At 72.5% G+C, this 15,708-nt stretch carries 13 protein-coding genes; 4 read left to right on the forward strand and 9 right to left on the reverse strand.

The annotated features are described in order from the left end of the window. Nucleotides 1-46: 46 nt before the first annotated feature. The 4 genes from E1293_RS33355 to E1293_RS33370 all read right to left on the reverse strand — a co-directional run bounded on the left by E1293_RS33355 (nt 47) and on the right by E1293_RS33370 (nt 5,813). Nucleotides 47-1,615: an ABC transporter ATP-binding protein gene (locus E1293_RS33355; RefSeq protein ID WP_132201744.1), complete on the reverse strand. Its 1,569-nt coding sequence runs from the start codon at nt 1,613-1,615 to the stop codon at nt 47-49. 130 nt (nt 1,616-1,745) lie between these two features. After that, complete coding sequence (locus E1293_RS33360; RefSeq protein ID WP_132201732.1) at nt 1,746-2,804, reverse strand: BMP family lipoprotein; 1,059 nt, start codon at nt 2,802-2,804, stop codon at nt 1,746-1,748. 269 nt (nt 2,805-3,073) lie between these two features. Next, nucleotides 3,074-4,507, reverse strand: coding sequence for an amidohydrolase (locus tag E1293_RS33365; RefSeq protein ID WP_243716906.1), 1,434 nt, complete (start codon nt 4,505-4,507; stop codon nt 3,074-3,076). A gap of 139 nt (nt 4,508-4,646) precedes the next feature. Continuing rightward, on the reverse strand, nt 4,647-5,813 hold the full coding sequence (locus E1293_RS33370) for a glutamate--cysteine ligase (protein ID WP_132201734.1): 1,167 nt from the start codon (nt 5,811-5,813) through the stop codon (nt 4,647-4,649). Between the two features lie 483 nt (nt 5,814-6,296). Here E1293_RS33370 and E1293_RS33375 point away from each other — a divergent pair, with 483 nt between their 5' ends. Both E1293_RS33375 and E1293_RS33380 read left to right on the forward strand, forming a co-directional pair. After that, nucleotides 6,297-7,571: a D-alanyl-D-alanine carboxypeptidase family protein gene (locus tag E1293_RS33375; protein WP_243716903.1), complete on the forward strand. Its 1,275-nt coding sequence runs from the start codon at nt 6,297-6,299 to the stop codon at nt 7,569-7,571. A gap of 194 nt (nt 7,572-7,765) precedes the next feature. Continuing rightward, the gene (locus E1293_RS33380) at nt 7,766-8,212 is read left to right on the forward strand and encodes a nuclear transport factor 2 family protein (RefSeq protein WP_132201736.1); all 447 of its coding nucleotides are present in this window, start codon (nt 7,766-7,768) and stop codon (nt 8,210-8,212) included. Here the strand turns inward: E1293_RS33380 and E1293_RS33385 are convergent. The 4 genes from E1293_RS33385 to E1293_RS33400 are packed head-to-tail and all read right to left on the reverse strand — an operon-like array spanning nt 8,182 to nt 12,015. Continuing rightward, the gene (locus tag E1293_RS33385; protein WP_132201738.1) at nt 8,182-9,252 is read right to left on the reverse strand and encodes a YihY/virulence factor BrkB family protein; all 1,071 of its coding nucleotides are present in this window, start codon (nt 9,250-9,252) and stop codon (nt 8,182-8,184) included. The two genes, E1293_RS33380 and E1293_RS33385, sit on opposite strands and share 31 nt — an antisense overlap. Nucleotides 9,253-9,305: 53 nt before the next feature. Beyond that, nucleotides 9,306-9,932 (reverse strand): 2'-5' RNA ligase family protein, encoded by a 627-nt coding sequence (locus E1293_RS33390; RefSeq protein WP_243716904.1) that lies wholly within the window; start codon nt 9,930-9,932, stop codon nt 9,306-9,308. After that, entirely contained in the window at nt 9,922-10,995 is a 1,074-nt protein-coding gene (gene trpS / locus E1293_RS33395) for a tryptophan--tRNA ligase (RefSeq protein ID WP_132201752.1), read from the reverse strand. Before trpS ends, E1293_RS33390 begins: the two co-directional genes overlap by 11 nt. Nucleotides 10,996-11,013: 18 nt before the next feature. Continuing rightward, nucleotides 11,014-12,015 (reverse strand): hemolysin family protein, encoded by a 1,002-nt coding sequence (locus E1293_RS33400; RefSeq protein WP_132201740.1) that lies wholly within the window; start codon nt 12,013-12,015, stop codon nt 11,014-11,016. An 84-nt stretch (nt 12,016-12,099) separates the two neighbouring features. On the opposite strand from E1293_RS33400, the gene galE reads away from it, so the two are divergent. Next, nucleotides 12,100-13,053, forward strand: a complete 954-nt coding sequence (gene galE, locus E1293_RS33405; protein ID WP_132201742.1) for a UDP-glucose 4-epimerase GalE — start codon at nt 12,100-12,102, stop codon at nt 13,051-13,053. Beyond that, complete coding sequence (gene galK / locus E1293_RS33410) at nt 13,050-14,186, forward strand: galactokinase (protein WP_132201754.1); 1,137 nt, start codon at nt 13,050-13,052, stop codon at nt 14,184-14,186. The genes galE and galK overlap by 4 nt, the downstream gene beginning before the upstream one ends. On the opposite strand, the gene E1293_RS33415 is transcribed toward galK, so the two are convergent. Further along, nucleotides 14,179-15,708, reverse strand: a 1,530-nt coding sequence (locus E1293_RS33415; RefSeq protein ID WP_424923710.1) for a tetratricopeptide repeat protein, incomplete at its 5' end; no start/stop codon positions are given. The genes galK and E1293_RS33415 overlap by 8 nt on opposite strands.

Genomic DNA, 15,708 nt, shown 5'->3' on the forward strand with positions numbered 1-15,708 from the left:
GAGGCGGCATCGTCGTCCCCCGGCGGGGGCGTGTCCTTCTCGTCGCTCATGAGGGGGCTCCCGCGCCGGTCATGGCGGAGCCGAGCTCCTCGGGGGTGACGGTCCGCGGATCGACCTCCGCGACCAGCCGGCCCCGCAGGATCACGTGCAGGGTGTCGGACATACCGATGAGTTCCTCAAGATCGGCGCTGATCAGCAGCACGGCCAGCCCGTCCGCGCGGGCCTGCCGCAGGTACTCCCAGATGGCGGCCTGGGCGCCGACGTCGATGCCGCGGGTCGGGTGCGCGGCGATCAGCAGGTGCGGGTCGCCGGACATCTCCCGGCCGACGATGAGCTTCTGCTGGTTGCCGCCCGACAGCGCAGCGGCGGGCACGTCGATCCCGGGCGTCCGGACGTCGTACTCCTGGACGATCCGGGTCGTGTCGCGGCGGGCGCCGCGCCGGTCGACCCACGGGCCGCGGACGTTCGGGCGCTGGGTCTGATGGCCCAGCATGCGGTTCTCCCAGAGCGTCCCCTCCAGGACGAGCCCGTGCCGGTGCCGGTCCTCGGGGATGTAGGCGATGCCGGCCTCGCGGCGCTTCCTGGTCGCCCACTGGGTGATGTCGTCGCCGCCGTAGCCGATCGTCCCGGCGTCGGCGTTGCGGATCCCCATGACCGCCTCGATGAGCTCGGTCTGCCCGTTGCCCTCGACGCCGGCGAGCCCGACGATCTCGCCGCGGCGGATGCGCAGCGACACGTCGTCCACCACGGGACGGCCCTCGGGGGTGAGGACGGTCAGCTTGGCGACGTCCAGCTGGACGTCCTCGGTGACGGTCGACTCGCGCAGCTCCGGGGTGGGCAGCTCGGACCCGACCATCAGCTCGGCCAGCCGCCGGGAGGTGACCTCCCGCGGGTCGAGCCGGGTCTGGACCGTCGTGCCGCGCCGGATCACCGAGATCGTGTCGGCGACGGCCAGCACCTCGTCCAGCTTGTGCGAGATGAACAGCACGGTCAGGCCCTCGGAGCGCAGATCCCGCAGGTTGCCGAACAGCTCCTCGACCTCCTGCGGGACGAGCACGGCGGTCGGCTCGTCCAGGATCAGCACGCGGGCGCCCCGGTACAGCACCTTGAGGATCTCGACGCGCTGCCGCTCGCCGACGCCGAGCGTCTCGACCAGCACGTCCGGGTCGACGCGCAGCCCGTACGCCTTCGACATCTCCTTGATCTTGGCGCGCGCGGCGCGGAAGTCGATGCCGAGGGCGCCGCGGGGCTCGGCGCCGAGGATCACGTTCTCGAGGACGGTCAGGTTGTCGGCCAGCTTGAAGTGCTGGTGCACCATGCCGATGCCGCGGCCGATCGCGTCGGCCGGGCTCTTGAAGGAGACCTGCCCGCCGTCGACCTCGATGGTGCCCTCGTCGGGCTTCTGCATCCCGTAGAGGATCTTCATCAGGGTGGACTTGCCGGCGCCGTTCTCACCGCAGAGCGCGTGCACCTCGCCGCGCTCGATGGTGAGGTTGATGTCGCGGTTGGCCACCACGCCGGGGAACCGCTTGGTGATCGATGTCAGCCGCACGGCCGGCACCTGGTCAGGCACGAGAGCCCCTCCTCCTGCCTCGAACGTGCTGTGGGAGAACATGAACGGGGAGACGTGCCGTCGCACCGGGCGGCACCGCGAAGGTGACGCCCGGTGCGCGATTACGGCCGGACGAAACCGGCCCGTCACGTCACCGAACGGGAGGGAACTCCCGTTTTTCCGGCCGCGGCGGTCAGGCCTTGGTCGGGACCTTGATCTTGCCGCTGACGATGTCGGCCTTCAGCTCGTCCAGCTTGGCCTTGATGTCGTCGACGTTGCCGCCGGACGTGGCGTAGCCGATGCCGTCGTTCTCCAGGTTGTACTGGGTGGTGCCCGCCTTGAAGGTGCCCTTGGCGACGCTCTCGACGAAGTCGTACACCGAGAGGTCCACGTGCTTCACCATGGAGGTGAGGATGTGGTCCTTCACGCCGGCGACCGCGGGCTGGTTGTACTGGTCGGAGTCGACGCCGATGGCCCACTTGCCGGCCGCGCCGACCGTCTTGATGACGCCGATGCCGGCGCCGCCCGCGGCGTGGTAGATCACGTCCGCGTTCTGGTCGAGCTGGCCCTTGGCGGCCTCGTTGCCGAGCCCGGCGTCCTTGAAGCCGTTGAAGTTCGGCGGCTGCGTCAGGTACTTGGCCGGCAGCACCTTCACGCTCGGCTTGGCCTTCTTCGCGCCCGCCTGGTAGCCGGCGAAGAACTTGTTGATCAGCGGCACGTTGACGCCGCCGATGAACCCGATCGTGCCGGTCTTGGACTTCAGCGCCGCCGCGGCGCCGACCAGGTAGGAGCCCTGCTCCTCGGCGAAGCAGGCACCGCTGACGTTGGCGCCCTCGACCTTGCACTGGTCGGCGTCGACGACGAGGAACTTGGTGTTCGGGAAGTCCTTGGCGACCTTGTTGATCGAGGCGGTGTAGGCGAAGCCGACGCCGATGATCGGGTTGTAGCCCTTGTTGGCCAGCAGCCGCAGGCGCGACTCCTTGTCGGAGTCCGGCTCGTCCGGCTTGGCCGAGATCTCCTCGGTCTTGACGTCCAGGTCCTTCTTGGCCTTGTCGAGGCCCGCGGCGGCCGAGTCGTTGAACGACTGGTCACCGCGGCCGCCGATGTCGAAGGCGAGACCGATCTTGAGGGCCTTCTTGCCGCCCTCGTCACCGCCACCGGTGTCGGCCTTCTTGCCACCGCAGGCGGAGGCGCTGAGCGTCAGCGCCGCACCCGTCACGGTGACGAGCGTAATCTTCAGTCCACGGCGCAAGATAGCGCTCCTTCCGTTCCCCACCCACGGTCCGGCGACCGGTCCGGTCACCGAAATCGATCGGACGCTACCTCGCGAATGCGGGCAAACCTCCCGCTTGCACGGTTTCGCAACAGGTCCGTTACCAATGCGTACGCATATCGCCACAGGTCAGCGCGGCCATCGGTGCCGCGGCCGGTACGGGGGTCCGCCGTGTGGAGGGGATACCCGGGAGGACGGGAGGCCAAGCCGGGCGGCTACGCCCGGTGATCGAGGACGGGCCGGGGGGGCTAGGCCAGCGCCGCACCCTCGATCCGCTCGGTGTCGCCCGGACGTCCGCCCTCCCACAGCGCGGTCAGCGCGGTCGCGCTCAGCACCCGCATGCCGACCGCGATGCACCGCTCGTCGACGTCGAAGTCGCCGCGGTGCAGGTCGTACTCGCCGGGCGAGCCGGGGGTGCGGACGCCGAGCCTGGCCAGCGCGCCGGGGATCGACTCCAGGTACCAGCCGAAGTCCTCGCCGCCGAGGCTCTGCGGGGTCGGGACGACGCCCTCCTCGTCCATGACCTGCGCGGCGGCGTCGCGGAACATCTGCACGCTCGCCGCCTCGTTCACGGTCGGCGGGACGCCCCGGACGTACTCCAGGGACGCCTCGACGTCGTAGGCGGCGGCGACCGACTGCAGCAGCGCCTTCATCATCTCCGGCGCCCGGTGCCACGCATCATCGTCCAGGCAGCGGACGGTGCCCTCGGCGATCCCGTCGTCGGGGATGGCGTTGGCGACCGACCCGGCCGAGATCCGCCCCCACACCAGCGACAGGCTGGAGCGCGGGTCGACGCGCCGCGACAGCGCGGACGGCAGCTCGGTGACGATCTTGGCGAGCGCGTACACGAGGTCGGCGGTCAGGTGCGGCCGGGCGGTGTGCCCGCCGGGCCCGGTGACCTTCACGTACACCTTGTCGCAGGCCGCGGTGATCGGGCCGCTGCGCAGCCCGAGCTGGCCGACCTCGATGCGGGGGTCGCAGTGCAGCGCGAACGCGCGGTCGACGCCCGCGATGCCGCCGGCGGCCATCACGTCCAGCGCGCCGCCCGGGGTCTCCTCGGCGGGCTGGAACAGCAGCCGGACCCGGCCGGGCAGCAGCCCCGCCTCCGCCTGCTGCGCGAGGAACAGCCCGGCGCCCAGCACCATCACGGTGTGGACGTCGTGGCCGCACGCGTGCGCGATGCCCGGGACCGTCGACCGGTACGGGGCGTGCTCCTTCTCGTCCTGCAGCGGGAGCGCGTCGATGTCGGCCCGCAGCGCCACGGTCGTGCCGTCGGCGGGGCCGATGTCGCAGAACAGGCCGGTGCCCTTCGGCAGGATCACCGGGTCGAGGCCCGCCGCGCGCAGGCGCTCGGCGAGCTTGCGGGTCGTCCGGTGCTCGTTGTAGCCGAGTTCGGGGTGCATGTGCAGGTCGCGGCGGAACGCGATCAGCTCGTCCTCGTGCGCGGCGAGGAACGCGTCGAGCTGCGGCTGCAGCACGGCGCCGCCGAGCACGTCCTGGACGCCGGGCACCGCGGCGCGGTCCCCTTCGGCGGCCCGCGGAACGGGCCCGGCGGGCGCCGCCCCGTTCGCACGGGCGGCGCCGGAGCCGGCGTCCCGCCGGCCGCGGCCCTCGGGGCCCGCGGGTCCCGGGGCGGTGGGTGGTTCAAGGCCGGGCATCACCCCGGGTCCCGGATGGGTCATGTGCGCCCCCTGCGCGACGGCGGAGCCGAACGGCGCCCGCCCAGTGTTCTCGTTCTCGGTAACCTCTTCGCCCGCTTGGGCCCCGGCGTTCGCCGGGCCCGGACCGGGCGGGTCCACGGGGCCGGTGCGGTCCGGTCCCTCAGGATCCGGCATGAACGACCTCCCCCAGTGTGACGAACCTGTCCTCCGCGAGCTCGGTGATCGCCGCGTCGATGATGTTCTCCAGCGTCCCGCCCTCGGCGCGGATCGCGCGCTGCCGTTCGTACGGGGCGCCGTGCTCCAGTACCTCGCCGGCGACCTTGAGCTCCTCGGCGCAGCCGAGCCGGTCGGCGACCGGCTCCAGCTCCCTGATCAGCTCGTACAGGTCGTCGCGGAGCGGTGCGGTGTTCCCAGTGTCGTCGGTGATGACGATGGCGTCGAGCCCGTACCTGGTCGCGCGCCACTTGTTGTCGCGCACCACCCAGGCGGCCGGCCGCGGCAGGGTGTAGCCGCGGTCGAGCTGCTGCTCGAAAAGCGTGACCAGGCTCTGGCAGAGGGCGGCCGCCATGCCGACCTCGCGCATGGTGGGGATGCCGTCGAACATCCTGATCTCGACGGTGCCGAAGTCGGGATGCGGGCGGATGTCCCACCAGACCTCTTTGATGCTCCGTATCGTTCCCGAACGCATCAGCGTGTCCATGTAATCCTCGAAGGCCGCCCAGTCGTCCAACAAGTGGGGTGGTCCGGCCGTCGGCAGCTGACCGAAGACGACCGCCCGGCAGGACGCCAGGCCGGTATCGCTGCCGCTCCAGAACGGGCTGGACGCGGTGAGCGCGAGGAAGTGCGGAAGGTAGGACGAGAGCGCGTTGACGATCGGGATCGCCTTGGCGCCGTCGGAGACGCCGACGTGGACGTGAACGCCGAACGTCTGGATGCGCCGGGCCAGCCACTGCATCTCCTCGATCAGCTGGGCGTAGCGCCGCATGGGCGCCATCACCGCGTCCCGCCAGTCGCTGATCGGGTGGGTGCCGGTGCAGGCCAGCGCGAGGCCGCGTTCGGCGGCGGCGCCGCGCAGGGCGGTGAGCGTCCCGGAGAGGTCGGCCTTGGCCTCGCCCACGGTGTCGCAGATGCCGGTCACGACCTCGATCGTCGACTCCATCAGCTCGTGCCGGACGCGCGGGTTGTCGCCGTCCTCGCTGAGCGAAGGCAGGGCGGCGAGCACCTCGCGTGCGTCCTGCCGCAGGTGCCTGGTCTCCGCATCGACGAGCTGGATCTCCCACTCGACGCCGAGCGTCGCCCCGTTCGATGCGTTGAAGTCAATGGCCACGGCCAACCTCCGTCCACAATCCTTGCAGGTCGTTGCGTGGCACGTGGCGCAATTCAGCCAGCGGGTCCCTAAGCCTGGACAAACGCCGGTCCAGGTCACGTGTTCGCTCCATGATGGCGTCCGTGCCCGCCCCCCTGCCGGGTGTCCATGCCCTTTGCGGATCAATTGACTCATGCGGACGGTCGGCGGGCGGGTGGGGGTGCTACTTTTCGGTCATTGATCTTGCCAGTGGCATCACTAGATCGAACTAGTCAGCCCGTCCCAAAATACCTTCAATGACGGACTGTGACCAATTGGGGACGCCCGTTACGTACCGTGAGATCACTTGTGCACCCCGCGTCTCGTCCGTCCCATGCTTGCCGTATTCGTGATCGGGTACCCCTTCGCCGGATACGTCGCCTAGTCTTCGGGGGAGTCATGGGCGTTGGCCGCATGCGCGACGGGAGCGGTGGGGCTTCCGCGGGAGTGAGGAGCGTCGGGAGCTTGCGACCACAGCGACGAGGTACCGCCGGCGTCCGCCGCGCCCTGACGGCGATCACCGTACCGGTCGCGGCCGCCTCGCTGGCGGCCGCTCCCGCCCTGGCGGCGGCGCCCGCCGCCGCTGCGGGCACACCGGAGGCCGGATCGCCGGGAGCCGGATCGCCGGGGGCGCGGGCCACCGCGCCGGCGGCCGGGACCGTCGGCGGGCAGCGGCTCACCGGCCGCGGCATCGTCGTCAACCCGGCCCCGGGGGTGCCGGCGCTGCCGAAGATCAAGGCGGGCTCGTACCTGATCGCGGACGCCGACACCGGCCAGGTCCTCGCCGCCAAGGACCCGCACGGCCGCTACCTGCCGGCCAGCACGATCAAGACGCTGACCGCGCTGACGCTCGTCCCGAAGCTGGAGCCGAGCAGGCTCGTCCGGCCGTCCCAGAAGGCGTGCGACGTCGAGGGCACCAAGGTCGGGCTGACCCCGAAGATGCAGTACAAGGTGTCCGACCTGTTCCACGCGATGCTGATGATGTCCGCCAACGACGCGGCGTTCACGCTGGCCGAGGCGGACGGCGGCGTGAAGAGGACCCTCGCCGACATGAACGCCGAGGCCAAGCGCATCAACGCGCACGACACCCTCGCCGGGTCGCCGAACGGCCTCGACAAGGACCTCGGGCTCGACGTCCGGACGCAGCACACCTCCGCCTACGACCTCGCGCTGATCCTGCGCGAGGGGATGAAGAACCCCGAGTACCGCGCCTACATGCAGGCGATCGACTTCAAGTTCCCCGCGCCGCCCACGAAGAAGCAGCGCAAGAAGGGCAAGAAGGTCGGCGGGTACCCGATCCACACGCACAACCACATGCTGCCGGGCGAGCGCCAGGCCTACACCGGGATGATCGGCGGCAAGAACGGCTACACGATCGCCGCGCACCAGACGTTCGTCGCCGAGGCGCGGCGCGGCGGGCACACGATCGTGATCTCGCTGATGAAGGCGGACGCGCCGCCGTCCCCGTACGCGGCCAAGCTGCTGGACTGGGGCTTCGCCGCCCGCGGCAAGGTGCAGCCGGTCGGCTCGCTCGTCCCGCCCGGCGACGTCGAGCAGACCAAGAACCACGGCGACTCCGGCGTGCTGCCGGACGCCCCGCTCGCCTCGGACGACTCGTCCCGCAGGTGGCTGCTGGTCGGCGGGGGCGCGGCGGGCGCGCTGCTCGCCGTCACGGCCCTGTTCGTGGTGCTGCGCCGGCGGCGCCGCCTGGAGGCCGCCCGCTACCGCTCGGGCCGCTGAGCACGGGCCGCCGAGCACGGGCCGCCGAGCACGGGCCGCTGAGCACGGGCGGCCGGGACCGGCCGGTAAAGGTTCCCTCACCGGGCCCCCGCGAGTCTGGCAAGGCCGCGCCCGGCGGGCTTACGCTCGCGGTGGCGCCGGTGACCTCGCCGCTGCCGCGGGACGGCGGACCGGCACCGCGGAAGGAACCCGCCATGTCCGACTGGTACGTGTCTATGCCTGCCGCACCCGCCGTGCCGGCCCTGCCGGCGGCCGAGCACCCGAACGTGCCGCTGCTGCAGGACGGCTACACGGCGTTCGCCAAGGGCGACATGGGCCTCATCCGCGGACTGCTCGCCGACGACGTCGTCCACCGCGTCCTCGGACGCGGCCCGCTCTGCGGCGAGTACCGGACGCCCGAGGAGGTGCTCGGCTTCTACGTCCGGCTGTTCGAGCTGTCCGGCGGGACGTTCCGCGCCGAGCCGTACTCGGTGATGGCCAACGACGAGTACGGGACCGCCCTGGTGCAGAACTACGCCGAACGTCCGGGGAAGGTCCTGGACGGGCGCTCGGTCGACCTGTTCCGCATCCGGGACGGCAGGATCACCGAGATCCGGACGCTGGCCGAGGATCAGTACGCCGACGACGCCTTCTGGTCCTGACCGGGCCGCTCCCGCGAGGCCGCGCCGGTCGCGCCGGTCTCGCCGGTCGCGCCGGTCTCGTCCGTCTCGGCCCTTTCCTGGAGGGCCTCGACCTCGGCCGGGTCGGCGCGGTTCTCCGGGTTCCCGGCGTCGGCGGTCAGCACCACCCGGCGGGTGGCCGTCCAGGCGGCGACGAACAGCGCGAACCGGGACGCGATGTTGATCCACACCATCAGCCCGACCAGCACGGCGAACGTGCCGTAGACGGGGTTCTGCGTCGTCCGGCCGACCAGCAGCGCCGCGATCTGCTTCAGGACCTCGAAGCCGACCGCGCCGAACACCGCGCCCCGGATGATCCGCCGCCACGGCGCCCGCGTCCCCGACAGCCGGGTGAAGAACACCAGGAACACGACGGTGTCGAAGAAGATCGCGCAGGCCAGCGACAGCAGGCGCAGCCCGGTGCCGGCGCCGGGGACGTCCTGCATCCCGAGCCACCCCAGGACGGTGTGGGTCGCCGACGCCGTGACCGTCGTCACCGCCATGCCGCAGATCAGGATCAGGCCGAGGAACCCCAGCACGGACAGGTCCCACAGCTTCTTCAGGAAGAAGTTGCCGCCGCCGCCCGGCTCGTTGCCCCAGATGTCGCGCAGCGACTCGCGGAGCACCTGCACCCAGCCCAGCCCGGTGAACAGCAGCGCGACCAGCCCGACGACCCCGACCGCCGTCTTGGACTGGGCGATCTGCGCGACGTCCAGCTGGCCCGCGAGCCCCGGCAGCTGCGAGTTGATCGCCTTGACGAAGTAGTCGCGGGCCTGGGCGCTGACCCCGACGAGGTAGCCGAGCAGCGAGTACGCCAGCGCCAGCAGCGGGAAGAACGACAGGAACGCGTAGCAGGTGAGGGCGGCGGCGAGCCGGTCGCCGCGGCGCTCCTGGTACCGCTCGAACGCGCGCGCCTGGTGGTCGAACCACCGCGAGCGCTCCCGCGAGCCGCGCAGCAGGTCCTTGCCCTTGCCGAACAGTGACTCGCCGAGCCGCTGCGCCCTGTCGATCACCTGCCGCATGTACGGAACGTACCCAACTACCGCCACTCGATGCCGCAGACGGTAATCACCGGTTAAACAACGGGTTGCCGGCCGGGCCCGGTCACACCCGAATCGTCGGCGCCGAAAACGAAGTCGTACTCCGGACGCCACACGCCGTCCGGCCCGTGCTCGTACAGGGAGAACCCCCACGCCTCGAAGTCGGCGCTGTAGCCGGCGAGTTCCTTGAACGCCTGGTCCATGACGTCGTCGGGCAGATGGTGGGCGATGGTGACGTGCGGGTGGTAGGGGAACGGCAGCGGCCGGCTGAGCGGGCCCGACAGAACCTTCGCCTGGACGCGTTCGCAGCCGCCGATTCCTTCGGCCAGCGCGACGAAGACGACCGGTGACACCGGTCGGAACGTTCCGCTGCCGCGCAAGCGGATGGGGAACGGGCTCTCGGTTCGGGCCACGTCGCGCAGGTGCTCCACAATGGCCGCGAGGTCGGAGCCCCGCACCTCGGTCGGCGGCAGCAGCGTGATGTGCGACGGGATCGCGTGGGCCATCGGATCGCCGAACGAGGCGCGCCTGGCCTGCAGGAACGCGCCGTGCGGGGCCGGGATCGGGATGGTCACGCCGATCGCGCGAACCCCGTCCCGCGCGGAGGGCGCCTCCCCGGGGCCCTCCGCGGCGTCGTCGTGCGGGGGGCGGTCAGCGACCACGTCTGACGAATCCCACCCGTTCGCGGACCGTCTCCATCGTCGCTGCGGCGACCTCGCAGGCGCGGTCGGCGCCCTTGGCGAGGAGCCGGTCGAGCTGCTCCTCGTCGTCCAGCAGCTTCAGCGTGCGCTCCCTGATCGGCGTGAACGTGTCGAGGACGACCTGCGCGAGGTCCTTCTTGAACTGCCCGTAGCCGGAGCCTTCGTAACGCCGCTCCAGGTCCTGCACGGAGGTGCCCTCCAGCGCGGAGTAGATCCGCAGCAGGTTGGTGACTCCGGCCTTCTTCTCCTCGTCGTAGACGACGTCGGAGCCGGTGTCGGTGACCGCGCGCATGATCTTCTTGCGCATCGGGCCGGGCTCCTCCAGCACGTCGATGATCCCCTGCGGCGAGGACGCGGACTTGCTCATCTTCGCGTCCGGCTCCTGCAGGTCGGTGATCTTCGCGGCGCCCGCCGGGATGTGCGCCTCCGGCGGCACGAACGTGTCGCCGAACCGGTGGTTGAACCGCTGCGCGAGGGTGCGGGTCAGCTCCAGGTGCTGCCGCTGGTCCTCCCCCACGGGGACCCGCAGCGCCCGCTCCCCCTGCGTCGGGTCGGGCGAGTAGAGCAGGATGTCGGCGGCCTGGAGGATCGGGTAGGTGAACAGCCCGACGGACGTGCCGCCCGTGCCCTGCTTGGACGACTTGTCCTTGAACTGGGTCATCCGGCCCGCCTCGCCGAACCCGGTGAGGCAGCTGAGCACCCACGCCAGCTCGGCGTGCTCGGGGACGTGGCTCTGCACGAACACGGTGGCGCGGTCGGGGTCGAGGCCCATCGCGAGGAGCTGCGCGACGGCGACCTTCGTCCTCCGCCGCAGCAGCGCGGGGTCGTGCTCGACGGTGATGGCGTGCAGGTCGACCACGCAGTAGAAGGCGTCGTGCGTGTCCTGCATCGAGACCCACTGCCGGAGCGCGCCCAGATAGTTGCCGAGGTGGAACGAGTCGGCGGTGGGCTGGATGCCGGACAGCACGCGCGGCGGGGCCGCGGCCGTTCCGGCGGACGCTTGCGGGCTGGACGCTTCGGGCATGTGCACGGACCGATTCTCTCAGGTGTCGCCGGAGGCTCCGCCGCCGGTGGCCTGCCGGGCCCCGGGGCCGGCGGCGGCGTCGCCGAGCACCGCCCGCGGGGTCGCGGACGGCGTGCCGGGCGGCACCGGTACGGCCTGCGGCGCCGCGCGCGGCATGACGCGCACGCGGGCGACCCGCCGGCCGTCCATCCGGGCCACCGCGAGGCGGCGGCCCCCGGCCTCCACCGAGTCGCCCTCCGCGGGCACGCGGCGCAGCACCGCCATGATGTGCCCGGCGACCGTCTCGTAGGGGCCGTCCGGCAGCCGGATGCCGGTCTCGGCGGCGAAGTCGTCCAGGTTGAGCAGGCCGTCGACCTCGACCACCCCGCCGTGCAGGCGCCGTGCCTGCGCGTCCTGCACATCATATTCGTCGCGGATGTCGCCGATGAGCTCCTCCAGGAGGTCCTCCAGCGTGACGATCCCGGCGACGCCGCCGTACTCGTCCATGATGATCGCCAGGTGGCAGCCCTCGCGGCGCATCTCCGTCAGCGCCGGGAGCACCCGCTTGGAGGACGGGAGGAACTTCACCGGCCGCACCAGGGCGCCCACCGGCCCGTCCGGCTCGGGCGGGTCGGGCGCCAGCAGGTCGCGGATGTGGACGAACCCGATCACCTCGTCGTGGGACTCGCGGCAGACGGGGAACCGGGAGTGCGGGCTGCCCGCGGCGGCCCGCGCGGCGGTGGTCAGCGGGAGCGCCGCGTCCAGGAACACGACCTCGGTGCGCGGGACGAGGACCTCCCGCAGCGGCCGCTCCCCCGCCGCGAACACCTCCTCGATCAGCGCCCGCTCGTCTGCGGTGAGCTGCGTGTTCTCCGCCACGAGCCGCCGCATCCGCTCCGCGGTCAGCTCCTCGCGCAGCGCGTGCGGATCACCGCCCGACAACCGCACGACGAGATTCGCCGCCCGCGAAAGCAGCCACACCAGCGGCCGCGCCAGGCCCGCGGGCGGCCTCGGCGGCGTGCCGGGCGGCGTCCGGTCCATGCGATCAGCCTTCCCCGTCCGGGGTTCCGGATAGCCTGGGTGCAACCCCGCCGTCCCACCAGTCTCGCCTGTGGAGGTCCGTCCGTGAAGCTGCTCGTCACCGGAGGCGCCGGCTACGTCGGCAGCGTCGTCTCCGCCCTGCTCCTGGAGGCGGGCCACGAGGTCGTCGTCCTGGACGACCTGTCCACCGGGCACGAGGACGCGGTCCCCGAGGGCGCCCGGCTGGTGCGCGGCACGCTGCGCGACACGGCCGCCGACGTCCTCGGCGGCGCCGGGTTCGACGCCGTGCTGCACTTCGCGGCCAAGTCCCTGGTCGGCGAGTCGGTCGAGAAGCCCGGCCTGTACTGGGACAAGAACCTCGGCGAGTCCCTCGCCCTGCTGGACGCCATGCGCGTGGCGGGCGTCCCCAAGATCGTGTTCTCCTCCACGGCCGCGACCTACGGGGAGCCGGAGTCGACGCCGATCCTGGAGACCGACCCGACCCGTCCGACCAACCCCTACGGCGCGTCCAAGCTGGCGATCGACACGGCCCTCGCCGAGTACGCGCGGCTGCACGGCCTCGGCGGGGTGTCGCTACGGTACTTCAACGTGGCGGGCGCCTACGGGCGGCACGGCGAGCGGCACACCGTCGAGACGCACCTCATCCCCAACGTGCTGAAGATCGCGCAGGGGGACGGCGACGCGGTGAAGATGTTCGGCGACGACTACCCGACGCCGGACGGCACCTGCGTCCGCGACTACATCCACGTGACCGACCTCGGCCGCGCCCACCTGCTGGCGCTGAACGCCTGCGAGCCCGGCACCCACCGGATCTTCAACCTGGGCAGCGGCACCGGCAACTCCGTCCGGGAGGTCGTGGAGGTGTGCCGGGCGGTCACCGGCCGCGAGATCCCCGCCGAGGTCGCGCCGCGCCGCGCCGGCGACCCGGCGGTGCTGGTCGCCTCGTCGGAGAAGATCCAGGCCGAGCTCGGCTGGAAGCCCGAACGCGACCTGCGCGCCATGGTCGACGACGCGTGGACCTTCCTGCGGTCGCGATGATCGAGGCATTCACCGAGGCGTTCGGCCACGCCCCCGGGGGCGTCTGGCGCGCCCCCGGCCGGGTCAACCTGATCGGCGAGCACACCGACTACAACGACGGCTTCGTCCTGCCGTTCGCGCTCTCGCGCGGTGTCTCCGTGGCCGCCGCCCGCCGCGACGACGGCATGGTCGAGGTCCGCTCACGGCAGGCCGGCACCGCCGTCACCGCGCCCGTGGACGGCGGGACGGTCGTCTCCGAGAACTGGCCGCCCGACCGGGCGTGGGCCGCCTACCCGGTGGGCGTCGCCCGCGTCCTGCGCGAGCACGGCACCGGCGGCGCGTCCCTGCTGATCGACTCCGACCTGCCGCAGGGCGCCGGGCTGTCCTCGTCGGCCGCCCTGGAGTGCGCGACCGCCCTCGCGCTGTGCGACCTGTACGGCGTGGAGATCGACCGCCCCGCCCTTGCCAGGCTGGCGCAGCGCGCCGAGAACGAGCAGGTCGGCATGCCCTGCGGCCTCATGGACCAGTCGGCCTCGCTCCTCTGCACGCCCGGGCACGCGCTGATGCTGGACTGCCGCAGCGGGCTGTCGTCCCAGGTCCCGTTCGACCCGGCCGCCGCCGGCATGACGCTTCTAGTGATCGACACGCGCGCCTCGCACGCACTGACGGGCGGCGACTACGGCCGCCGCCGCGCCGAATGCGAGGAGGCCGCGTCCCTCCTCGGCGTCAAGGCCCTCCGCGACGTGAGAGACCTCGCCGCCGCCCTGGAGACGCTCGGCGACCCGGTGCTGCGCCGCCGCGTCCAGCACGTGGTCACCGACGACCATCGCGTCGAGGCGACCGTCGGCCTCCTGCGCGCCGGTGCCCTCCCCGAGCTCGGCGCGATGCTGAACGCCTCCCACCTCTCCCTCCGCGACCAGTTCGAGGTCTCCTGGCCCGAGGCCGACGCCACCGTCGACGCCGCCCTCCGCGCCGGCGCCCGCGGCGGCCGCATGATCGGCGGCGGCTTCGGCGGCTCGGTGATCGTCCTCACCCCGGCGGACCGCGCCCAGCGGGTGCGGGACGCGATCGCGTCCGCCTACGCGCAACGAGGCTGGACCGCCCCCGAGTTCTTGGAGGCGACCCCCTCGGAGGGCGCCCGCCGCCTCAGCTGAGGGCCTCCTTGATCTCGGCGTGGAGGCGGGTGGCCTCTTCGGCGGCGTCGGTCTCGTTGAGGGTGGTGAAGCCGTCCGCGGCGGCGGTGGCGTTGGAGGCGGCCGCAGAGAGATCGCCTGTCTGGGCCAGAAGGCGGGCCTGGTCGTAGGAGACCAGGGCGGTCTCCCAGATGCGGGCCGGCTCGTTGTCCGGGGGCAGGCCCGCCAAGGCGGCGCGGGCCGTGTCCATGGTGGTGGCGGCCTGGTCGGCGTCGCCGGTCCACAGCAGGCACATCGCGGCGCGGCGGCGGGTGCGGACCACGCCGTACGGGTCGCCGGCCTTCTCGTGCGCTTCGGCGGCCTCGGCGAACCGCTCGGCGGCCAGGGCGTCCATGTCGAGGCCGGTGAGGACGCCGCCGGCCTCTTCGAGGAAGTGGGCGACGGCGTCGTGGCGGCCGTCCTGGGCGGCGTCCTCGGCCAGGGCCGTGAAGCCGGCGGCCGCCTCCTCCTCGCCGAGCTCCTTCTGCGCGTGCGCGAGGATCAGGCGGCAGCGCTGGGTGTCGTCGAGGGCCGGCAGCGCCTCTTCGGCGGCCTCGGCGGCCTCCAGGTGGCGGCCGGTGGACAGGTAGGCGGCGGCCAGGTCCACGCGCAAGTGGACGGCCTGCTCGTGGGCGCCCTGAGCCGTCCAGGCGGCGATGCCCTCCACGAGGTCGGCGACGGCGTCGGCCGCACGGTCGGCGGTGAGCAGCGCCAGGCCGCGCTCGGCGTGCGCCGCCGCGCGCATCGGCGACGCGCCGGGCAGGACGCCGAGCACCTCGTCGAGCAGCGCGAACGTCTCCTCGTCCGGGCCGCTCTCCTGGCGGGCGAGGGTGCGGGCGAGGAGCAGCGCGGGCGAGGCGGTCTCCATCGGGTCGTCCGATGTGCGGGCGGCCTCGACGGAGCGGCGCAGCGCGGTGACGGCGGCGTCGGGGTCGCCGGTCATGAGCAGCACGTTCCCGCGGACGAACCAGGCTTCGCCGGCGCGGTCGGGCGCGTCGTCCGGGACGATCCGGTCGAGGGCGGCGATGGCGCCGGCGTGGCTTCCGAGTTCGGCCTGCACGGTGGCGAGCCTGATCAGCGAGCCGGTGGCGTCCCCGTCGTCGGTGGGGTGCTGCGCGAAGTAGTCGGCGGCGGCGGCCATCTCGTCCAGGCCGCCGGTGTCCCCCAGCTGCGCGCGCATCGCGCCGAGCCGGGCGAGCGCGCGGTGCCGCCGGACCTCGTCGCCCAGCGTGCCGAACAGGCGGGCCGACTCCTTCCAGCACGTGACCGCGTCCTCGCCCTCGCCGTCGACGGCGTGCTCGAAGCCTCGGGCGTCCAGGCGGCGGACCTTCTGCAGCGTCGTCGGCTCCGCCGCCTCGGCGAGGACGTCGAACCGCCGCCACGCCGCCCGCATGGCGGCCAGGTCGCGGCGCTCGTTCGCGAGGTCGAGGAGGGCGTCCAAGTCGTCCAGGTCGTCCACCGAGGCGACGTCGTCCTGCGGGGCGGGCGGCGCCGGAGCGGGGGC

Source organism: Actinomadura darangshiensis, from assembly GCF_004349235.1.
GTDB classification, from domain to species: domain Bacteria; phylum Actinomycetota; class Actinomycetes; order Streptosporangiales; family Streptosporangiaceae; genus Spirillospora; species Spirillospora darangshiensis.